The sequence below is a fragment of the Acinetobacter sp. ANC 4218 genome, from assembly GCF_002135245.1.
Lineage (GTDB): Bacteria > Pseudomonadota > Gammaproteobacteria > Pseudomonadales > Moraxellaceae > Acinetobacter.
This window is the reverse complement of sequence record NZ_NEGD01000002.1, coordinates 91994-113657: the sequence shown is the minus strand read 5'-3', so window position 1 is coordinate 113657 and position 21664 is coordinate 91994. Positions and strand designations below refer to the sequence as shown.

Sequence of the window (21664 nt, the reverse complement as noted above, 5' to 3'; positions counted from 1 at the left end):
CTTATTTTTTATTCTTCAATGGCCTGTTGATGCATAAATACCGGTTGATAGAGCTGATAGGAAAATTGTGCGCAGGCATCTTCCAGCAATGCAGTTGCATCCTGTTCCTGTAAAATAAACTGCCAGTCGCGGTGCATTTGGGTGGCTTCATTATCCGCCACAGAAAAGCCGCTGAACTTGCCATCTTCATGCCAGTCTTTATAGATCACATCCATATCGTCAATGCACATCTGGTTCTGCTCATTGGCTTGCCAGTTATGCTGTTTGTCTTTCTCAGCAATTTTAAGCAGCAAGGCCGCAGGCAACACCAACGGCTGGCTTTGTCCATATTTCCAGGCCGCCAGCCAGTGATCCAGCCATTCACGGGCTTTATTGGATGTCACGCCATGACACAAGATGGTCCGGTCACTAAACACCACAATCCGCGCCAGTTTTTCGCCACCATCACCCAGATTCAGATAAGCCAGCCAGAGCAGATATTCCAGCCAGACTTTGGCACGGCGCTTGGCACGCGCGCTTGAAGCATCCAGACTGACCCATTTTTCTGCGCCATTTTTCGGCAAATGAATGTTCATATACATGTGATCATTCACCTTCCACACTTGCTGTGTGGTCGGAGTCACTTCAGGGGCATATTTCAGCAAGCGGTCTTTTAAACGCTGCTGTTCAACCAGACTCATTTGCCAGCTGCTTTGTTGCAGTTTGCCTATCGGCAGCTGATCCATCAACAATTCAGGTTGAGCAGTCCCCTCCTGTTTTTGCAGAAACTGGCGCACGGCATAACGCCCCAAACCATCCAGCAACAAGGGTTCCTGTACCGCAGGCAGATCTTCAGGGCGCAGGTTTTCCACCCCCAAGGTTTTTAAATATAAACGTGCCGGAAACGTCACATCCTGAATCCATTGATGACTGTCCAGCACCAAGACATCCTGCTGCAGATGCTGATAAGGCGTATTCACCCAAGATGAACGCTGTCCGGTGGCATGCCGAATCTGTCCCGCTATACAAAACCACTGATCCTGATAACGCACCGGTCGGGCCGATTCAAAGCCCAGTGGATCAAAAGGTAATAAGGGATGCACATGATACAGCGAGCGTAGTTGTTCAGGCACCTCTACACCGCCGATGATTACCGTTTCATCGGCTTCCGCATCGGGCCTTTTGTTCTGCACAATATAGGCCAGATGCTGTACCAGTTCCTGTACCACAGTGGATGGATCACGCACTTCACCATCGTTAATGTCGAAGCCATTATAAAACAGCCACAGGTTGTCCTGCGCCAATAGCAGGTGATCTAAAAATGCCCCCTGATCATCTTCCAGACGGGAACGGTCGCCGAGCTGCGGTTTGAGCAAATCCATCAAATCAAAAGGTAAATGCTGGCTACGATTGGGAAACTTACCACTGTCCAGTCCCAACATCACAATCAGCTTATACGGCACAGGACGAATCTGCCCGATCTGGCTAAAAGTAATCTGCCCGGTCGGTTCAGCATGGTCCAGCTGCATTTCCAAGGTGTTATTAATTTCTGCCAACAGATAAGGCAGAGGCAGGCTTAAACTGCGCAAGGCATGATGATCGTGCTCATCGTAGAAACTGGCCAGTGTCAGCATTCGTTCCTGTTTTTTAATGATTTTATACACGGTCGATAATGACTCGACGCCAGTTTCTTCAAACTCGGCAAGATCCTGCATCAGGCGTTTTAGCCACTGCTCTACAGGGACATTTTGTCCTTGCTCATGCGCAATCATCCAGTCCCGGCGCGCGTCAAAATCCTGATAAATCTGGATCAGCTTGCCAATCAGCTCAAAATCGCTGGGCAGGACCTGGGCAAAACTGAGCGTGCCCTGAAACAGGCGATGCTCAGGAATGGCAATCCCCAAGGCCAAACGGTCGAGCGCAAATTTAAAACTAAAACGATAGTCTTCATCGCCTTCGCACAGGCTACGCTTTAAATGCTCGGCATCCAGTCCGCGTTTAAAACCGGCAGCAATCAGCAATTCCGTAATGCGTTCAATGGCATTGACGTCCAGACTGTAACGCTGCTGGGTCGCGCTTAAACTCAGCCAGTCGGCAAAATCTTCAATACTGAAACGCCCCTGAATCAGTTCAATCCGGCCCAGTACCGCTCGCCAAGCATTCAACGCATCCAGTTGTGCCACACCGGCAATTTGAATGGGCAGATATACACTGTCTTTGGACAGTTGATGACTGCTGCCGGCTTTATGCTGAATCAGGTCACGTTCGCTGGGTGGCGGTGCAAATACGCTGCGGATCAGCGGTTCAAGCTCGCTTAAGCTTGGGCTGAGCACCAAAATATCACTGGGTCTACGCGGTGCTTCTTTGGTGCCCTGTGCCAGCCAGTGAATCAGCTGTTCTTTTAACACTTCCAGCTGGCGCAAACTGGAATGGCAAACATGAATTTGTATCGAATCATCCTGTTCATCCAGTACATATTGATGCTGCTCTGGCTCCACCAGATACAAAATATCAGACTGGATTTTACCGAGTAAATTCGCTTTATATTCATCAATAAAGGCATCTGCCCAGACCCCATCTTCCCCCGAAGATAAATTCGATAACAGGGAGAAATGGTCACGCGCCTGCTTGCCAAAACGGGTCAACAAAGGATGACGCGACTCGCGCTGTTCTGCATTGAAATTTAAAGTAAATTCCTGGAAAAACTGTTCAATGTCGGCATCACTGGCTTTGGGGTTTTTCGCAATAAAGCGTTCTTTGACCCTGAGGTCGTAACGTGCTTTCCAGTTCGGATCGACACTGTCGGCCCAATATTCCTGTGAAGGGTTGTAATGCAGAATATAAATATCAAGGTACTGCCCCAGACGGCGTAAAAACTCCAGCTGCATGGGAGGCAAATCCAGCAGGGTAAAAATTACCAGTTGTTGTGGCAATTTTTTTAATGCTGCCTTGCGGGTCTCAGGATGATCCAGCGTTTCCCAGAACATAGCATCAATACTCTGCATCTGTTCAAAGTCCTGATGAAACACTTCCTGCCACAGCCAACGCTGCCAGGCTTCCAGTTCACGCGCCTGATTCAGGGTAAATTCAGAAATGTCGCTATTGGTTTTAAAGAACATGTCCTCAATCGGAAGTTCTTTATTTTGTCCCCAAGCCTGCAGCCAGTTAGTTGGACAGCTGCACATATTGGGAGGGCAATTTTTCTGGCAATGGCCGCGATATTCCATGTAATGGCTAAACAGGCGTGATACCTGCTCTGCCACCCAATACAGCATGCCCTGCTTTTTCAGCTGCTTTTCAATGCCCTGTTCCAAACGGTCGGCGCTGTCATAAATCCGCTGTACGATGGAATATAAAGGATGATCAAGCTGTAAAGAATTTTTTTCGCCCTGAATAAAGGCTTTTAATGCCTGAAACACGCGCCACTTGATAATAATTCGTGGAATATTGGCTTTACGCACCTGCTCTTTTTGATCGACCAGCACCCATTGATAGGCTGACCATTGGAAACCACGAATCCGGTGATGAAACTGGGTATTGGCACTGATGCCTTTTTGCTCTGCCAGCTTTTGGGTCAGCCAGGCTTCAACCGCATGCGACGGCACAATAAAGTGTTGAGTTTGCAGCAGCTGAAAAGGTGTTGTGGCAGGCTTATTCACGGTCGTCAGCATGGCGTGCACCAGCACGTCTATACGCTGACTTTGAATCACATGAATGGCCATGACTGCATTACCCCAATATTTTTTAAAAAATGAAACGCCTACAAAAGCATAAAGATTATTTACTATACAACGGCGTCTGTCTATGTCAGTTTTAACTGCACATTAGCTTTAAAAAGGCTTTGAAATTCACACCTTAATGATGGTTGAATAGAACAAATAACACAAAATTTAAGGTATTTACATGATGAAAATAGATAAAATTCCAGACGCAATCGATCCTCAGTTAGACTTGGAAAGCATTCGGGCAGAATGCCTGGAACTTGTCAAAAAACGTGCTTACTGTTCTGCAGGTGCAGCCGTCATTCCGGTTCCATTTCTGGATGTGGTCATCGATGTCGGAATTTTGTCACAACTCATTCCGGAAGTGAATGCACGTTTTGGTTTGGCTCCGGAACAAATCAGTGTCTATGACCCTGAAACCAAAAAAGTACACTGGCATGAACTGCGTAAACGGGGGGTAGAATTTTCCGGCCTGGTGGTGGCACGTACCGCAGTGAAAAAATCCCTCAACAATGTGGTAGCAAAGGTCATCACCAAACAGGTGACTAAATTTATTCCGCTAGGTGGTCAACTTGTTGCTGCAAGTTTAGGCTACATTGTGATGAAGAAAGTCGCCGAAGCTCACGTAGAAGACTGTTACAAAATTGCCAAAGGGATTCAACAAAAACAGCAAGCCCAAGCGGCGAGTTAATCATCCCTCGCTCTATTAATAAAAAATTCCGCTTGCAGCTGAGAACCTAATTGGTTCTCAGCTGCTTTAAAATGGTTCTTAATATTTCTAAACGTGCGGTATTTTTGTCATCGTTGGCAATAATATGCCACGGTGCATAAGTGGTGCTGGTATGTTCGAACATATCCGCAGCTGCATCCAAATAAGCATCCCATTTTTCCCGATTGCGCCAATCCTCTGGAGTGATTTTAAAGCGTTTGTTTGGCGTCTCTTCACGGGCTTTAAAACGGGCGGCCTGCTCATCCTTGCTAATCGCCAGCCAGAATTTGATCACTACAGTTTGACTATTGGCCAGATCCCTTTCAAAGCGGTTAATTTCATCATACGCCCGCTGCCACGCATGCTCACTGACCAGTCCCTCCACGCGTTCCACCAGCACCCGTCCATACCAGGAACGGTCAAAAATCCGGATGTCTTCATCAGTCTGCAACTTGGTCCAGAAACGCCACAAATACGGATGACGCATCTCATATCGTTCAGGAGCCGAAATACTATGAATGTCATATTCCCGCGGATCAAGATTTTTCACCAGCCGTTTGATGGTACCGCCCTTGCCTGCCGCATCCATACCTTCAAATACAATAATGGCTTTACGGTCATCAAAACGTAGCGCCTCGGCCACTTTTACAGATAGTTCTTTCAGCTCTTTTTTATAGTCTTCTTTGGTCGTGGACTGATTTTCTGGATGCAGCAACAACTCTGGAACAGGCGCCTGTTCCCATTCGGTTTCTACTTCGCTCAAATGCTCCGGACAGTTTTTCATAGCCGCCAAAATGATCTGTGCAAATTGTTGATTACGTAATTTTTCATCCTCGCAATCAATGATGTTCCAATCCTTGGTAAAACGCTGGCTGAGCTTTTGCAAACTGTCGTACTGCTTTTTATTACGCCAGTCCAGACCATGTAATTTATGCCAGCGCACTTCATGGGGATCCAGATTATCCATTCGCTTTTGCAAAGATTTCCAAGACAGATCAAACCAGACCTTCACCACATCGACATGATTATTTTTTAAGTCCTGCTCAAAAGCCTGCATATTGGCAATATAGGTATCAAACTGCGATTCATCCAGAGGCTTGGATACATGCAGGGCGGTGGCCAGCAAATCACTATACCAGTTGCCAAACAACACCATGAGCTGGCCTTCGGCAGGAATAAAGCTTGCATACGGCTGCCAGTAGGTCTGTGTGTTATTGAACATGTTGGCGGCATCAGCCTTAACCAGTAAATAACGCGGATCGACCCATTCACGCAGCTGCTTCACCGCCTCGCCCTTTCCAGCCAGTTCAATGCCATTGACCAGCACCAGTACGCTTTTGGCATTACTCTGACCACGGGTATTTCTTAACTGATATTGTGCTTCAATCAAATTCAGGGAAAGTTCATCTTCATCCAGCAGCAGATTTTTTGTTTTTTTCAGTGTCATCTTTTCCCCTATCCTTTTTTCTAAATTTCAGTCTATTCAAGCATAATCCTAGACTAAATTTGACCACATAGTGTTTATGTTGCTCAGAATTGCTGCGATTCCCGGCAAACTGACTTAATTTAAACCATTTTTCTTGCTGTTTGTCATAGCGACTTTGCCCGTCTCGCTCTAATATTTAGCCATCTAAAAAATAATAGAGACACAGCATGTCTAAACTGGCTGCATTGGATGATCTTTTAGAATTGTATTATCAATTGAATTATCATCAAAATCCTGACATTTTTCGGCGCCTGCAAGATGTACAGGCCTGGCAAAAACAGCGCATGCAGGCCACCCATAGTAAACAGTTTGCTGAAAAGCAGAATGTATTGATGTCAGAGTATTTTCTGAACCGTCTCTATGGCGGTCCAGATTTTGACGCACTGGCTGAACAGATTGCCCGCTTGATGAAATATGCACACAAGGCTGAAAAGCTGATTCCTGAAAATGCGGTGAAAACAGGCACATCAGGGGTATCTTTAGCCATTTTGGCGGTACAGCTGGATGAACAAGTGGCCATGCAGCTACTTGAAGATTATCATCCGCACGAAGCTTTAAATGATGAGATGATGCGTTTGACTTATCTTAAACTCGATCAGGGGCAGTCTCGTTTAAAACAGCTGGATTTACTCGACCAGCTGGGTTTTAGCCTGGATAAATACATGCGCTCGTTTATGGTTCAGGCTGCATTTAAAATGTGTAAGGGAGCAGCCAGCAAATATAATTTCAACATCATGTATGAATTTATGCAGGATGGCTTTTTGGCCATGAAACCGTTAAAGTCAGCTGAGAAATTCGTGAAGGATTTTACCGCAGTTGAACGTCAGATTATCCATAAGGTTCACGCAGGCGATCCTCACCCGTTTCAGTAAATTATGTTGTGATGGAAATAACAAATTGCGCAGTGAATAAAAACACAGAGCAGATTTTATGTATATTATTCATAACAATTGCATGCGGATTGCTGTACAACGTCCTAGAATCTGTCATCATGCAAGCACTGCAACATTAACCCTATTTTTATGTTAGGAGTGACTCTAATGTCTAACGAAAAGCAAACGCCTCCCTCTACCCCTGAGTCGGCACAAAATACAGACAAAGTGAGTCCTTTCTTAACTGAGCCTCTTCCGCAAGGCACTGCCCAAGGTCAGCAACAATCTTTACAACAACAGTTAACCGATACGCCAGTGACCGGTTCAGTACCCAAATACAATCTGCCTCGTGGCGCCAACACTGGTAATGTCGGTCCGACTACCCACTTCGGTTACCAGACCGTCAGCAGTGAAGATAAAGCCCAGAAAGTGGCGGAAGTTTTCCATTCAGTCGCCAGCAAATACGACATCATGAATGACCTGATGTCATTCGGTATTCACCGCTTATGGAAACGTTTTGCCATTAATATGTCAGGCGTACGCCGTGGTCAGCATGTGCTGGATATTGCCGGCGGTACAGGGGACCTGGCCAAAGTCTTTAGCCGTGAAGTCGGTCCTACCGGTCATGTGGTATTGTCTGACATTAACGAGTCTATGCTGAACGTCGGTCGTGACCGCCTGACTGATGCTGGCTGTACCAATGTAGACTTCGTTTTGGCCAATGCTGAAACACTGGAACCCTTTGCAGACAACAGTTTTGACTTGTTGACCATCAGCTTCGGTTTACGTAACGTGACCGATAAAGATGCTGCGCTGGCTGCCATGTACCGCGTGCTTAAGCCAGGTGGCCGTTTGCTGGTACTTGAATTCTCTAAACCGGTGTTTGAGCCATTCTCTAAACTGTATGACCTGTATTCATTCACGGCTTTACCGATTATGGGTAAAATTATTGCCAACGATTCTGAAAGTTATAAATATTTAGCCGAATCCATCCGTATGCACCCAGACCAACGCACATTAAAAGGGATGATGGAAAATGCCGGCTTCCAGAACTGTGATTACCACAACCTGACGGGTGGTATTGTGGCGGTTCACCGCGGCTTTAAACTTTAAGGTTTTATACTATGTGGTCGATTCTGGCACTGGGTGCAGTTGAACGGTTAATTCATCATGTGATTGATCTGGATGCCATTACCCGCATCCAGCTGAATCAGTTGCAAGGCAAGATGCTGCGGGTGGTGATTGACTCACCGCAACTCTCTGTTGATGTGTTTTTTGACGAAAATAAAGTGCGCCTAAAACCGACCGTCACCGGTCAGGCAGAACGTCCGTCCATTTTTGAGCAACGCCCGTTTGACCCGCAACAAACATCTATTATGCCAGCCACCGCAACCTTACAGGTTAAAAATGTGGTTGAGCTGATCAAACTGCTGCTGGCAGATAATGTGGGCAATATTCCGCTACAGGGTGACTATCACCTGCTACAGGATATTCAGCGCATCATGCAACAAGCTGAACCTGATCTTGCTGCCCATTTAAGTCCCTGGATTGGTCCTGCCCTTGCACATGAACTGGGTAAAATCCAGCTGGCACCAAAACATTTAAAACGTTCCTTAGAAAGTTATTTATTCTTTGCTGAAGATGCGTTAAAAGAAGATACAGGTTTATTTGCTGCACGTTGGCAAATGGACGATCTGCAACAAGATACCCGAATTTTCAATCAAAATTTAGACCGTGCTGAAGCCAAGATTCAACAGCTTCAGGCACAGATTGATGCTGATTCAGATACACCCGCTTCATCTCAAGACTAGGTAATTACATTTATGATTCCGCACGTTTCACGTTTACTCGAACTTTGGCGCATTGCCGCGCACTATAGACTCGACACGTTGTTTCCTGCGGAAGAATTACCGGAAAAAGCCCGCCATGCTTTAAGTTTCATTCGCATGCACCCTGCGGCATGGTCAAGCCGTGAACGTAAAAATCCCCTCAAGCTGAAACAGGCTTTAGAGGAAATGGGACCGCTGGCGATTAAATTGGGACAGCTACTTTCTACTCGTCGCGACCTGATGCCACCTGAAGTGTTACAACAGCTGGTATTACTGCAAGACCGAGTCAAACCATTTGACAATAGCGTTGCCAAAACCCGCATTCAAGAATCGCTCAAAGCCGATGTCAACACGCTGTTTGCCCGCTTCGATGCGCAACCCTTGGCCGCTGCCTCGATTGCACAAGTACATACTGCAGCGTTACATGATGGTCGCGAAGTGGTGGTGAAAGTTACACGCCCCAATATCCGCACTCAAATTCTGCAAGATTTTGAAATTTTGGACTGGCTGGGAGCAGCGCTGGAAAAACGTCTGGAAGCAGCACGTGCCCTGCATTTATCGGAAATTATTCAGGACTATCGTCAGATCATTTTAAATGAGCTGGATTTGACCCTAGAAGCCGACAATACCCGTCGCATGCGCCATTACTTCACCGGCTCTAGCATGATGTATGTGCCTGAAGTGTATATGGACAGCAAAGATGTCATGGTTGCTGAACGCATCACCGGGGTTCCGATTTCTGATACCGCGACTTTTGACCAGATGGGTATGAATCGTGCGGACCTGGCAGAAAAAGGCCTGACCATTTTCTTTACCCAAGTGTTCCGTGACAACTTCTTCCATGCCGACATGCATCCTGGTAACGTGTTTGTCGAAACCATTAATCCAGCTAATCCACGCTTTATTGCACTGGACTGTGCGATTATGGGTGAGCTCTCCAAGCATGACCAGATGACCGTAGCACGCATGTTACTTGCGGTCATGAACAGTAACTTTATGCAGCTGATTCAGATTGTGCACCAAGCTGGCTGGATTCCACCGGGTACCGACCAGGATGCTCTGGCCCGTGAAATGCGTCGCACCGTAGGTCCAATGGTATCAAAACCGATGAGCGAGTTGGACTTTGCCGGCATCCTGATTCAAGTGATGGATATCGCCCGCCGTTTCCATCTGGAAATTCCTCCGCAGCTGATGTTATTGCTGAAAACACTGGTTCATGTAGAAGGTTTGGGCACCGACCTCTACCCGGACCTTGATATCTGGAAACTGGCGAAACCGATTCTAACTGACTGGATTAAAGTCAATATGAATCCAGTGAAAAACATGAAGGAAATTGGTCAGCAAATTCCAGACCTTCTGCTGGGTGCACAGGATTTACCAAGTCTGATGATTGACAGCCTGAATGGTTTAAAAAACCAGTCCGCCTGGCATTCCAAACAATTGCATGAACTGCAAAGCATGCGTCTGCAAATGGAACATCAGCAAAAACGCAGCTGGATTTTTGGCAGCATTATGGCCATTTTGCTATCCATTGCGATTATTGCACCATGGTATGTATCTATTATTCTGATCATACTTGTGAGCTTGCTGGCTGTCTGGCGAATTGCGAAATAAGATTCTCTATTCAAAAATAATATCAGCCCGTTTATAATGGGCTGATTTTTTTCATAATATCTAAAGTGATTATTCAATTATTATTTATAATGATTTGTTGCATTTAGTTCAATTTAGGTGTTTTTTTCACTTATTTTTTAACCATTTTTTTGTTATAAAGTTAAGCATCACTCATAACTAAAACTTAGGCTTTAGGGAATACTATGTTCAATCGAACTTTTAAACTAACAACATTAGCAATTGCAACTTCATTATTGGCGGCTTGTGGTGGTGGGGGAAGTAGTTCGTCTACGCCTGCTGCACCCACTATTAGCGGTCTGGCTGTAGATGGGCCACTAGCAGGTGCTACAGTAACTTTCACTGAATGTAATAATGCTACCACAACAACAAAAAGTGACGGTACATTCACCTTCCCTCAAGGCTGTACATCAAGTCCTGTAACCATCACTGGTGGTATCGACACAGCGACTGATTTACCGTTTACTGGAGAAATTAAAGCGCCAAAACGTACATCAAATGAGCAAAACACCATTGTAGTTTCGCCAATTACTACACTCATTCAAGCCAGTATCACAGCGGGTGCTACACCTGAAGAAGCAACCACAAAAATTGCAACGGCTTTGGGCTTAGCAGGTAAAGATTTACTTTCAGTAGATCCAATGAAAGATCAGGCTGTCTATGCAAAGACGGTTGCAGTACAACAAATGGTTGAACAGATTCAAACCGTTGTCGCGTCTCTAGGCGGTAGCACCACTCAAGCGGACTTAAATACTGTAGCATTTTCTGCATTACAAACTGCATTATCTGCTCCTACCTCAGATAATAACTTAACAAGCACAGCTACAATTACAGCTGCAATTTCGGCAACTGTAGAAGCAGTAAAAGAAGATTTACCAGCCGAAACTGCGGCAAACTTGGCAAATGTACAAACCAACCTCGCAGCTTTAAGTGCAGAAGTCATTTCAAGCAATGTTCAATCTGTAGAAACTGCGATTCAAAATGTACCTGCTGCGACATTCAGTCAAGGTACTGAGAGTATTAAGGCAGCGACTGAAACCGTAGTTGTTGAAGCCAAAGAGTCTATTGCTGTGGAAAAAATTGTCACTGCTTTGGCACCTGTCCTAACTCAAGCACCTGCTCAAGTTGAAGATTCACTTAAAGCAATCAGTACAGCTGTTGCCGATCCTACTGCTCCAACATCTAATACTGCCATTGCGAATGCAATTACGCAGATTCAAACTAACGTTCCAACAGTGACTCTTCCAGCTGAAACAACTACATCTGTTCAAAATGCAAATGATTTCTATGCAGACTATTTAGAATTGAATGGCTTTAATGTACAGGGTGTAAACCAAACGATTACAGCACTAAATGCTTCTCTCACTAACCCGATTCAAGTAGCAAGTTTAAATAACCTTTTGGTGGGTATCACTCCTAAAGGTACATATGCAACAACGGCTAGCCCAATTGTTGCTACTGCTGCATTAAACATTAATACTGGTACTAAAACATTAACGATCTCTGCAAATAAGTTAAATCTTAACTTTAATGCAGGTACATTAACTGCAGCTACCATTCCAGCAGGTACAGAGATTAAGGTTGATTCAACAATCAATAGCTTAAAAACTACTTTCACCATAAACGCTGATAAAGATGTACTGAGTAACGGTAAAATTGCGCTAAATACAGCGACTTTAGGTTCATTGTCAGCATCTTTAGCAACTCAGCTCAACAATTTTAGCTTAAAAGGTGACACAGTTACCATGACTGCAGTCCTTAAAGCAACACCTGTTTTCGCTATTACTAAAGCTGATGGTTCTCCAGTCCTCGCATCTAAATATACTTTAGGTACAATTGATGGATCAGGTGTATCGGCTAAATTTAAAGTAACGCAATAATTGAAACTAAAGAGCTGCTGCAAAGCAGCTCTTTTTTATCATCTGGAAAAAATATGAAGAAAATATCTGCCATTCTGGGATTATTTTTAGGTGGTACTGCTATTGCTTACGCTGCTCCGAATGATCCGTATCTAAATGCAAAAAACTTTAATGCTCCTGCTTCTACACTGCAAATAGATCTTGCCGTGGACGCAGTCAATGACAGCATTGATATATTTAATATGCGTGAAAGCGAAGGGGTCAGTGATAGCTCAGCTGGAGATTACCAAGGTTTTCATTTGTCTGGTCAGTATGAACTAAATCCCCAGTGGTCCATTGAAGCAAGCTACTGGCAACGTGAAATTGAATACCGTCAGGATAGCAACAAAATTGACAGTGCCTTGCTCGCCTTACGTTACACGCCGGAACTACAGCTGAAAAAGCGCGATGCATTAAGTTTCCGTGCCAGCCTCTGGGGTAATACTGCAGATACCCTATCTAAATCCAGTCCAACCTTGGTGAATCAGCAAACCTTTAATCAGGTTCAGGTACACAGCCCAGAAGACCTTCAGCTACAGCTCGATGCCATCTTCTCGCGTAAACTTGATCCGATGAACCAGCTCAATGCTTTTGCCAGTGTAGGTTATAGCAAAGTAAAAGTCAGCAATGTTGACCTTCAGGCTAAGCTGGCAGGCTGCTTAATGGACATCTCAGTCAATGACAGTAATCAATATAATGCACAGTTGGCTCAGCCTTGCTCAAAAGATGGTATTACTATCAATGAGTTGAACATTCAAGGTAATGCCAACGAGTTTGGTTTTGATATCGAGAAAGACCTGAATTACGATAGTTATTATGCAGGCCTAGGCGGCTCATGGAACTGGCGCTATAAACAGTTTGAAAGCCAAATTGCCTATCAATATCAGCGTTTATGGCGTAACGATATTGATGATCGCGTGAGTAATTTTGGTAATACCGCGATTAAAGACAACCATACACTTGGCGTAAAATTCAGCTACGATTTCACTCCACAGATCACTGCTTTCTTGCAGGGTGAAATCTATCAGAACAACTTTGTTGGCAATATTCCCTTTCTCTATAACGGGGTCACGGCATCACGCCTAGATAAACGTTATGGACTGGCTTCTTTAGGGCTCAATATCCGTATGTTCTAGGCTTAAAATCCTTTTAAAAAACCGTTTATCGATCCGCAGCTTTACGTAAGATGCGGATTTTTATTTTTACTGACTCATCAGTCATTCACTGAATGATCTCGCCATTGTTGCGTACCCCAGACAGATTAGAATAACAGTACACCTGTAGATTGAATGATAGATCATGATGCAAATCTTGCAAAAACGCCCTTCTTCTCTAAATGTCCGTGCTGGCCGGTTGGCACGCCAACTCATTGAAAAAGAAGGTTTGCAGGCGAATTTTGTCGATATTGTTCCCGGTGCAGCAGGTGGCCCCAAAGGCCTTGGCATTCAAGGCCTCGATCAAGCCATTTTTGGCGATTTTCTGGCACAAGCGCCACAGCGCAGAACCCTGATTGGTTCATCCATCGGTAGCTGGCGTTTTGCCAGTATTGCTGCATGGGGTGCAAAAGAAGGCACCGAACGCCTTGCGGAGCTTTATACCAACCTGTATTTCCATAAAAAAATGTCACGGCAGGAAGTAGGGCAAATTTGCCGTAACATGCTGCTCGATCTGATGCAAGGCAAAGAACAGCAGCTGGTTGAGCATCCGGACTATCATCTGACCGTCATCTCGGTCAAAGCCCAGCACATTTTCCAGAGTGACAGATCCCTGCCTTTACTGGCATCGGTTGCCGGCATTATTGGCAGTAATGCCGTGGCACGTAAACACAACCGTCTGTTTATGCAAAGGGTAATCAGCCAACCGGAAATGGGGACACAATTTAAAGTCAAGGATGATTTTACCACGCATTATCAGCCTTTAAATCTCAGCAATGTCACCTCCTGGCTGATGGCTTCAGCTTCTATTCCCGGAGTGATGGCGGCAATCCGAGATATTCCCGATGCCCCGAAAGGCAGTTACCGTGATGGCGGTTTAATTGATTATCACCTTGATCTGCCGTTTCAGAGCCAGGGCATTGTGCTGTATCCGCATTTTAGCGACAGCATTACTCCGGGCTGGTTTGACAAGATGTTGAAAAAGCGCAAGGCCAATCCGGAAAATCAGGCACGGACTTTACTACTTTCCCCCTCAATCGAATATTTACAGTCCTTACCGCTCGGTCGCTTGCCGGATCGTAAAGATTTCACTCTAAAAGGGCTGGACCAAAAACAGCGGATTCAAATGTGGAATCAGTCTGTAGCAGAAAGCCAGCGCATGGGGGATGAGTTTTTGGAAATGGTGGAAAAACAGAATTTTCCGCAGCTGATGCAGGATTTATAAAATCAAGTAGAGGAAAAACTATAGGCGCTTGATTAAGTGAACCGGTTTATTTTCCTATGCTTGGAATATTATAAAATCTTGGGTGAATAAAGCACCTGAACCTCTTGAATCAGAAATCAAAAGGTTCATACGTATATTTTTTTCTCAAACAGTCGCTAATCACGTACACTATACAGCTGCGATTTTGATTCGCTGTTTTCCATTTTGAACATATTTTTGGTGAAATTCTCATGAACAACGCGCAATGGCTCGATGAAGTAAAATTTAACGAACAAGGTCTGATCCCTGCCATTGCCCAGCATCATCAAAGCGGACGTGTCCTGATGGTGGCCTGGATGAACCGGGAGGCTTTGGCGCTCACTGCCGAGAAAAATCAGGCCGTGTATTTCTCCCGTTCACGCAACAAGTTATGGCACAAGGGTGAAGAATCCGGTCATTTCCAGACTGTGCATGAAATCCGTCTGGACTGTGATGCCGACGTGATTATTTTGCAGATTGAACAGCACGGTGGTATTGCCTGCCACACTGGTCGTGAATCGTGTTTTTATCGCAAATTGACCGCAAATGGCTGGGAAATTGTCGATGCACAGTTGAAAGATCCAAGCCAGATTTATGCTGAAAAATCAACCAATCCACATACCCTAGCCATGAATGCCTCGACTGCCCAGTCTGAACAGGTCGAAGTTCTGGATTATTTGGGCCAGATGATGGCAGAGCGCAAAAAAGCCGATCCGGATTCATCTTATGTCGCCAAACTGTATCACAAAGGCTTGAACAAAATTCTGGAAAAAGTCGGTGAAGAAAGCGTTGAAACCATCATCGCAGCCAAAGATTTTAAATCTGAAGCCAATACCGACAATAAAAACGACCTGATTTACGAAGTTGCCGATTTATGGTTCCATACCATTGTGATGCTGGGTTATTTCGACCTCGATCCACAACTGGTATTAAACGAGCTGGCGCGTCGCCAAGGCCTGTCTGGCTTGGTGGAAAAAGCCAATCGTCAGCATTAATTCAGTCTTTACCGTGTCAGTATCTAAAAAGCCCAATCCCACCTACGAGCAAGCGCTTGCTATAGATAATGCGCGTCTGGGCAATTCCTTCAAGGTGATTGCCTATGCTGGCACAGGTAAAACCACCACCCTGCAAATGATCAGTGATGCCATGCCAGAACGGCGTGGCATGTATCTGGCATTTAACAAAGCCATTGCAGCAGAAGCACAAAGTAAATTTCATCGCAATGTCGACTGTCGAACCTTTCACTCGCTGGCTTTTCGCAGTGTGCCGCGTGGTATCACCGACAAACTGCGCTTGCCGCGTTTAAGTCCGAGCTTTATTGCCAAGGAATACCGGCTACAACCGATTACCCTGCGCCGGATGATGGGCGGCCGTTATGAAAAATATGTGATGATGCCGTCGCGTCTCGCCAGTCTGGTGGCCAATGCGGTCAGCTATTTCTGCTCGACCAGTTCGCAGTATCCGGCACCGCGACATCTGCAGGCACCGAGCTGGTTACATCCGGACGATATTGAAGAATTGCAGAAGCATCTTTATCCGGCCATTGAACGGCGCTGGCTGGAGTCGATTGATCCCAATCATCAAGCCGGTATAGGGCATGATATTTACCTGAAACTTTGGGCCTTGTCTGAACCGAATATTCCTGCAGACTATGTGCTGTTTGATGAAGCACAAGATGCTGACCCGCTGATGCTCGGAATTTTGCTACGTCAAAGAAATACCCAGGTGATTTATGTCGGCGATGCCCATCAACAGATTTATGCCTGGCGTGGTGCGGTCAATGCCATGCAACAGCTGCCGCTACCTGAATCACGCCTGACCACCTCGTTCCGTTTTGGTGAAGAGATTGCCTTAAATGCCAACGCTATTTTAGGTGCATTAAACGAAACCGTGCCCTTGCTCGGCAATCCGTTACTGAATTCTAAAGTGGTGAATAAACCGCATACCAAACAGCGTGATGCGATTTTGTGCCGCACCAATGCCCGCGCCATGGAATTGCTGCTTTCCGGACTGGTGCATGGCGACAAAGTCAGCTTGCAGGCCGATCATGTCAGACTAAACCGTTTTGTCGATGCAGCCAGTATGCTGAAACAGGGCCGCCGTGTCACCGATGTACCCGAACTGGCTTGGTTTAATTCCTGGCATGATGTGCATGAATACTGTGAAACCAATGATGGCAGTGACATTAAACCGCTGGTCAAACTGGTGGATGATCACGGCACCGACCCACTCAAAAGAGCCTTAGCCAAAATTACCCCGATTGAACAGGCCGACTACATTATCTCGACCACCCACAAGGCCAAAGGCCTGGAATGGGACCGTGTGCATATCGAAGATGACTATCAGTTTAAGGTCAATGAAAAAGACCATAAAATTAGTGACGAAGAGTTAAGATTGCTTTACGTGGCTTGTACACGTGCTAAAGTAAGTTTAAATATTCACCACATTTACGATCTGGTACAACAGCTGAAAAAGCAAATGCCGGTCTCGCTGCGTAAAGCTGTGGGAGAATAAGTTTCGCTTTAGCTGCAAGGCAGGTGTTTTATGAAAATTGACTCCATTCAACTCAAACACGCGCTTCATTTTGCCGATCTCAAGCTGAACTTTAATGACAAGCCCATCACCCTGATTCTGGGCGATCAAAGCTCCGGTAAAACTGGCATTTTAAAATTCACCTATCAGGCACTCACCTGGTTTGCAGCCCGTTATAAAGACTCGCGTGCTGCCGGTGTGGTCATGCAGGATCAGGACATCATGTTTACCCGCCTGCAATCCAAAATTGATATTCGGGTTCAGATTCCTCCCGATATTGGGACTTTAAATGCCTCTAGCGAAGCTGCAGACAAGACCCTGACGACGTGTGACTGGCAGATTTATAAAACTTTAAATAGTCATGGCATTGGCACCAGCAAAGCCGAAACCCAGCAATTGGACAATCTGGTGGAACTCTATCATAACGCGCTGAAGCACGATCAGCAGCAAGGCTTGCCCTTGATTGCCTATTACCCGGCAGAACGTTTTGTCCATGAAATGAATATTCAGAGCAAAAATAATCCGGTGGTGTTTCAGACTTCACATGCCTATGAAATTTCCAGCATTCCCTATACCACCTTTAGCCGTTTCTTTGAATGGTTTCGTGAAATCAGCGATATTGAAAATGCCCAGATTGCGCAGCTGTTTCAGCAGCTCATTACCAATTCGTCCATCCAGAAAAATAAAGACAAAGATTTTTTACAACAATTGGTCAATGCCCAAAAGCAAATGAACGCGCCGAGTCTGGACGCTTTAAAACAGGTTTTGAGCACCGTTCTTCCCAATTTTGAAGATATTTATGTGCAGTATCAGCCTAAATTGCAACTGCTGGTGAGTTATGCGGGAAAAACCATGCTCTATCAGCAACTTTCCAACAGTGTTAAAAACTGGATCGCCCTGGTGGGAGATATTGTACGGCGTTTGTGCCTGCTAAATCCCAAAAGTTTATATCCCTGTCTGGAAGGCGACGGTATTTTGCTAATTGATGCCATTGACCACCAGCTGGATCAAAATACCTCGCAAGTAATTTTACAACGCCTGCATCAGGCGTTTCCGCGTCTGCAGATTATTGCCACCGGCAACCGCATGGAATTACTAGAACATGCAGTGGAATATCAATGTTTAAAACTGGAACATAAGCAGCTGTTTGATATGCAATTGCAACCGCTCAAGGAAGAATTTGATTCAATTTATGAAAATCTGGTGTTTAATGAGGAAGTGATTGAAACCGATGCCTTAACCGAGCCTGTACCAGAAAGCATGACCCCACAAAGCCTGTTAGAGCAGATCCAGCAATATTTAACACCCGAACAACAAACAGAATTATTGCACTTAATGCAACAGCAGGATGACACCTCTTCCTCTCATCCTATCTCATGACACAACAATTTGAATGGTATTCGAAAATACTCAGTATCTCTTTAAAAAATCCTGTTTAGCATTGTATCTGGCTAAACACGCTACGCCCCTCAAGCATGCAGGGGCGTATAATAAGTCAGGCAAGTATTTATGAAATGTTAACAAACCCAAGTGTGCGCGCAAAAATAATTGATGTTGTTTTACTCATGCAATAAGATCATGTATATTTAAAGTTTAATAGTAAAATCCGATTCTACTATGACTTTTTTACAGGTTGCGCAACACAGCTTGTTTTTCATTTTTTAACTCAAACCGGCTTTCAAGATTGAGAAGTTTGGATTGTTCTTTGCATTCCTGTAATCGTTGGAAGATAAGATTCACGCTTAGGTGTTTATAGCCTAACTCACGACTTTGGATATGAGTGTGCTACCGATTATTATTTTGCTACCGTTAGTACTAGGCACAACCCTTGTCTCGTGGCTGAAATTTTCACGCGGGCTAACGGCTTTAGCCGCCTTAGGGGTCAGCCTGAGTAGTCTGACCCTGTTACTGCTGGAAGCCAAAGATGTGTTTAATGGCGTAACCATCACACAAACCTGGGCCTGGTTACCCCAGTTAGGCATTGACTTAAGCTTTCGTCTGGATGCCTTAGGCCTGTTGTTTTGCTTGCTGATTAGCGGGATCGGAACGCTCATTTATATTTATGCCTATTATTATTTAAATCCTAGAAATTCTCTGAGCAAACTCTATCTTCTGCTGATGCTGTTCATGGCCTCCATGCTCGGGATATCACTTTCTAACAATTTAATTTTACTGCTTATTTTTTGGGAACTGACCAGTATTTCCTCCTTTCTGCTGGTCGGTTACTGGAGCAATTACGAAGCGGCACAGCGCGGTTCACGTATGGCTCTGACCATTACCGGCATGGGCGGTCTGGCCATGCTGGGCGGTTTCATTCTGCTCGGCCAAATCACCGGAACCTATCAGATTGACCAGATTTTGACGATGAAGGATCAAATTCAAAGTCACTCATTATTTGTTCCAAGCTTGCTGCTGATTTTACTGGGTGCCTTTACTAAAAGTGCACAGTTTCCGTTTCACTTCTGGCTGCCGAATGCCATGGCAGCTCCGACGCCAGTTTCAGCCTATTTGCACTCTGCCACCATGGTCAAAGCCGGAATTTTCCTGCTGGCACGTTTTACGCCAATTTTTGTCGGTGCAGCGCTGTATCACAATATCGTGACTTTCGTGGGCTTGTTCACCTTATGTATGGCTGCCTTCTTTGCCATTTTCAAGGAAGACTTAAAAGGCTTATTGGCTTACTCCACCATCAGTCATTTAGGCTTGATTGTGTGCTTACTGGGATTAGGTTCACCACTGGCAATTGCTGCTGCCATTTTCCATATTATTAACCATGCCACCTTTAAAGCGGCTTTGTTCATGATTGCCGGGATCATTGACCATGAAACCGGAACCCGTGATTTGCGTAAACTTAGTGGGATCTGGCAACTCCTGCCCTTTACTGCCACCCTGACCATGATCACCGCCGCCTCTATGGCCGGTGTGCCACTGACCAATGGCTTCCTGTCGAAGGAAATGTTCTTTACTGAACTATTGGCCAGTCTTTCAGGTCCTGTGCTTATTGTTTCTGCCATTCTGGCAACCCTGGCCGGAATTTTTGCCGTGGCTTATTCGGTCCGTTTAGTGCATGGGGTATTTTTTGATGGTCCAATTGGTGCAGGGGTCCCGAACCGGCAAGCACATGAGCCGCCGCTGGGCATGCGTATACCCGCCATACTGCTGGCGGTTTTATGTATTCTGGTCGGCCTTGTACCTGCGCTGCTGGTGGAAAATATTGTCAATGCAACTGCACGTGCCAGCACTCAAGTGTCTGACTTTGCCGGTAGCCATTTAGCCATCTGGCATGGTTTTAACCTGCCTTTAGTGATGAGTATTGTGGCACTGCTGGGCGGGATCATTTTCTATTTTGCTTTGGCCAAAGGCGGTCGCATTCGGGAAATTGATCTTGATCCTATCTTGGGCAAATTCCAGGGTAGAGTGCTGTTTGATTTATTTTTAAAACATCTGTTACTGAGTTCACGCAAGTTCAAACGGCAAACTGAAAATGGTTCACTGCAAAGCTATCTGATGTGGATTGTACTGTTTAGTGGTGCTTTGCTGACTATGCCCTTTATCAATCAAGGCCTGACCACTGGTACACGTGAACTCATCCATGCGCCAGCAATTGCCATTGTGTTGTGGCTGCTCTTGTTCTCAGCCTGCTGGATGATGCTGTGGTTTCACCATGAACGGATTAAGGCCGTGCTGATTAGCGGTGCTGTCGGACTTGTCGTGACCCTAGTGTTTGTGACCTTGTCTGCACCTGATCTGGCATTGACTCAAATCACGGTAGATGTAGTCACTACGGTATTGCTGCTGATGAGCCTGTCCTTACTACCACAACTCACTCCTTATGAGTCCAGTGTGTCACGGCGCTGGCGCGATGCCCTGATTGCCATGGGTGGTGGTCTGGGGATTGGCTGGATTACATGGCTAATGCTGACCCGTGACCACAACTCGATTTCATGGTTCTTTCTGCAGCAGTCACTGCCACTCGGTGGCGGTTCCAATGTGGTCAACGTAATTCTGGTCGACTTCCGTGGTTTCGATACCTTTGGGGAGATTACCGTACTGGGTATTGCTGCAATTGGCGCACTGTGTTTAATGGATGGCATGCGTGCGCACGGCACCACCATTACCCAGGGCCTGACCTACCGCTTTAATCCCTCTCCGCTGATGTTTCGTATTACTGCATCCTGGGTATTGCCTCTGGCGCTGGTGGTGAGCCTGTATATCTTCCTGCGTGGCCACAACTTGCCCGGTGGTGGTTTTATTGCCGGTCTGATTACCGCTTTGGCCCTGGTGATCCAGTACATTGCCTTAGGACAAGACCAGGCTGAACAGATGCTCAGAGCCAAATCCGGCCGCTTATATGAAATCTGGATTGGTTCAGGTCTAAGCATTGCAGGACTGACCGGACTCGCTGCCTGGTTCTGGGGACGTCCATTCCTGACCAGTGCCCATGTGCATATCGCTCCACCCCTGTTAGGTGATATCCATTTGGCATCCGCTGCATTATTTGATGTCGGGGTCTATGTCACCGTCGTGGGTGCCACCATGTTGATGATTTCCGTCCTGGGTGACTCACGCCACTCCAGCATGTCTGGTCCAGTATTGAAGGGGGAATAA

Annotated in this window: 14 protein-coding genes; 12 read left to right on the top strand and 2 right to left on the bottom strand. The window is 45.7% G+C overall.

Features of this window, described 5'->3' with window-relative positions:
* Window positions 1-8: 8 nt before the first annotated feature.
* Window positions 9-3701, bottom strand: coding sequence for an exodeoxyribonuclease V subunit gamma (locus tag B9T38_RS02205; RefSeq protein ID WP_086195231.1), 3693 nt, complete (start codon window positions 3699-3701; stop codon window positions 9-11).
* Between the two features lie 184 nt (window positions 3702-3885).
* On the opposite strand from B9T38_RS02205, the gene B9T38_RS02200 reads away from it, so the two are divergent.
* The gene (locus B9T38_RS02200) at window positions 3886-4392 is read left to right on the top strand and encodes a hypothetical protein (RefSeq protein WP_086195421.1); all 507 of its coding nucleotides are present in this window, start codon (window positions 3886-3888) and stop codon (window positions 4390-4392) included.
* A 46-nt stretch (window positions 4393-4438) separates the two neighbouring features.
* Here the strand turns inward: B9T38_RS02200 and pap are convergent, their stop codons facing one another.
* Complete coding sequence (gene pap / locus B9T38_RS02195; RefSeq protein ID WP_086195230.1) at window positions 4439-5857, bottom strand: polyphosphate:AMP phosphotransferase; 1419 nt, start codon at window positions 5855-5857, stop codon at window positions 4439-4441.
* A 206-nt stretch (window positions 5858-6063) separates the two neighbouring features.
* Between pap and B9T38_RS02190 the strand changes: the two genes are divergently transcribed.
* The 11 genes from B9T38_RS02190 (at window position 6064) to B9T38_RS02140 (ending at window position 21664) form a co-directional block, all read left to right on the top strand.
* Window positions 6064-6768: a DUF8198 family protein gene (locus B9T38_RS02190; RefSeq protein WP_086195229.1), complete on the top strand. Its 705-nt coding sequence runs from the start codon at window positions 6064-6066 to the stop codon at window positions 6766-6768.
* Between the two features lie 168 nt (window positions 6769-6936).
* Window positions 6937-7881 carry a bifunctional demethylmenaquinone methyltransferase/2-methoxy-6-polyprenyl-1,4-benzoquinol methylase UbiE gene (gene ubiE / locus B9T38_RS02185; protein ID WP_086195228.1) on the top strand — a complete coding sequence of 315 codons (945 nt, stop codon included), beginning with the start codon at window positions 6937-6939 and terminating at the stop codon, window positions 7879-7881.
* Between the two features lie 11 nt (window positions 7882-7892).
* Window positions 7893-8579, top strand: coding sequence for a ubiquinone biosynthesis accessory factor UbiJ (locus B9T38_RS02180; RefSeq protein WP_086195227.1), 687 nt, complete (start codon window positions 7893-7895; stop codon window positions 8577-8579).
* A gap of 12 nt (window positions 8580-8591) precedes the next feature.
* The gene (locus B9T38_RS02175) at window positions 8592-10211 is read left to right on the top strand and encodes an ABC1 kinase family protein (RefSeq protein ID WP_086195226.1); all 1620 of its coding nucleotides are present in this window, start codon (window positions 8592-8594) and stop codon (window positions 10209-10211) included.
* 203 nt (window positions 10212-10414) lie between these two features.
* A complete protein-coding gene (locus B9T38_RS02170) occupies window positions 10415-12109 on the top strand; it encodes a hypothetical protein (RefSeq protein ID WP_086195225.1) in 1695 nt (564 codons plus the stop codon).
* Between the two features lie 53 nt (window positions 12110-12162).
* The gene (locus tag B9T38_RS02165; RefSeq protein WP_086195224.1) at window positions 12163-13263 is read left to right on the top strand and encodes an autotransporter outer membrane beta-barrel domain-containing protein; all 1101 of its coding nucleotides are present in this window, start codon (window positions 12163-12165) and stop codon (window positions 13261-13263) included.
* 163 nt (window positions 13264-13426) lie between these two features.
* Window positions 13427-14506, top strand: a complete 1080-nt coding sequence (locus tag B9T38_RS02160; RefSeq protein WP_086195223.1) for a patatin-like phospholipase domain-containing protein — start codon at window positions 13427-13429, stop codon at window positions 14504-14506.
* Window positions 14507-14736: 230 nt separating this feature from the next.
* The gene (gene hisIE, locus B9T38_RS02155) at window positions 14737-15519 is read left to right on the top strand and encodes a bifunctional phosphoribosyl-AMP cyclohydrolase/phosphoribosyl-ATP diphosphatase HisIE (protein WP_086195222.1); all 783 of its coding nucleotides are present in this window, start codon (window positions 14737-14739) and stop codon (window positions 15517-15519) included.
* A 13-nt stretch (window positions 15520-15532) separates the two neighbouring features.
* The gene (locus tag B9T38_RS02150) at window positions 15533-17038 is read left to right on the top strand and encodes a UvrD-helicase domain-containing protein (protein ID WP_086195221.1); all 1506 of its coding nucleotides are present in this window, start codon (window positions 15533-15535) and stop codon (window positions 17036-17038) included.
* A 30-nt stretch (window positions 17039-17068) separates the two neighbouring features.
* Window positions 17069-18436, top strand: a complete 1368-nt coding sequence (locus B9T38_RS02145) for an ATP-binding protein (RefSeq protein WP_086195220.1) — start codon at window positions 17069-17071, stop codon at window positions 18434-18436.
* Window positions 18437-18826: 390 nt separating this feature from the next.
* On the top strand, window positions 18827-21664 hold the full coding sequence (locus B9T38_RS02140; protein WP_086195219.1) for a monovalent cation/H+ antiporter subunit A: 2838 nt from the start codon (window positions 18827-18829) through the stop codon (window positions 21662-21664).

Excerpts from the sequence above, each read along its gene's own strand:
- B9T38_RS02180 (WP_086195227.1), top strand. The coding sequence starts at position 7,893 with ATGTGGTCGATTCTGGCACTGGGTGCAGTTGAACGGTTAATTCATCAT.
- B9T38_RS02170 (WP_086195225.1), top strand. The coding sequence starts at position 10,415 with ATGTTCAATCGAACTTTTAAACTAACAACATTAGCAATTGCAACTTCA.
- pap (WP_086195230.1), bottom strand. The coding sequence starts at position 5,857 with ATGACACTGAAAAAAACAAAAAATCTGCTGCTGGATGAAGATGAACTT.
- B9T38_RS02165 (WP_086195224.1), top strand. The coding sequence starts at position 12,163 with ATGAAGAAAATATCTGCCATTCTGGGATTATTTTTAGGTGGTACTGCT.
- B9T38_RS02200 (WP_086195421.1), top strand. The coding sequence starts at position 3,886 with ATGAAAATAGATAAAATTCCAGACGCAATCGATCCTCAGTTAGACTTG.
- hisIE (WP_086195222.1), top strand. The coding sequence starts at position 14,737 with ATGAACAACGCGCAATGGCTCGATGAAGTAAAATTTAACGAACAAGGT.
- B9T38_RS02205 (WP_086195231.1), bottom strand. The coding sequence starts at position 3,701 with ATGGCCATTCATGTGATTCAAAGTCAGCGTATAGACGTGCTGGTGCAC.
- B9T38_RS02160 (WP_086195223.1), top strand. The coding sequence starts at position 13,427 with ATGATGCAAATCTTGCAAAAACGCCCTTCTTCTCTAAATGTCCGTGCT.
- ubiE (WP_086195228.1), top strand. The coding sequence starts at position 6,937 with ATGTCTAACGAAAAGCAAACGCCTCCCTCTACCCCTGAGTCGGCACAA.
- B9T38_RS02175 (WP_086195226.1), top strand. The coding sequence starts at position 8,592 with ATGATTCCGCACGTTTCACGTTTACTCGAACTTTGGCGCATTGCCGCG.
- B9T38_RS02190 (WP_086195229.1), top strand. The coding sequence starts at position 6,064 with ATGTCTAAACTGGCTGCATTGGATGATCTTTTAGAATTGTATTATCAA.
- B9T38_RS02145 (WP_086195220.1), top strand. The coding sequence starts at position 17,069 with ATGAAAATTGACTCCATTCAACTCAAACACGCGCTTCATTTTGCCGAT.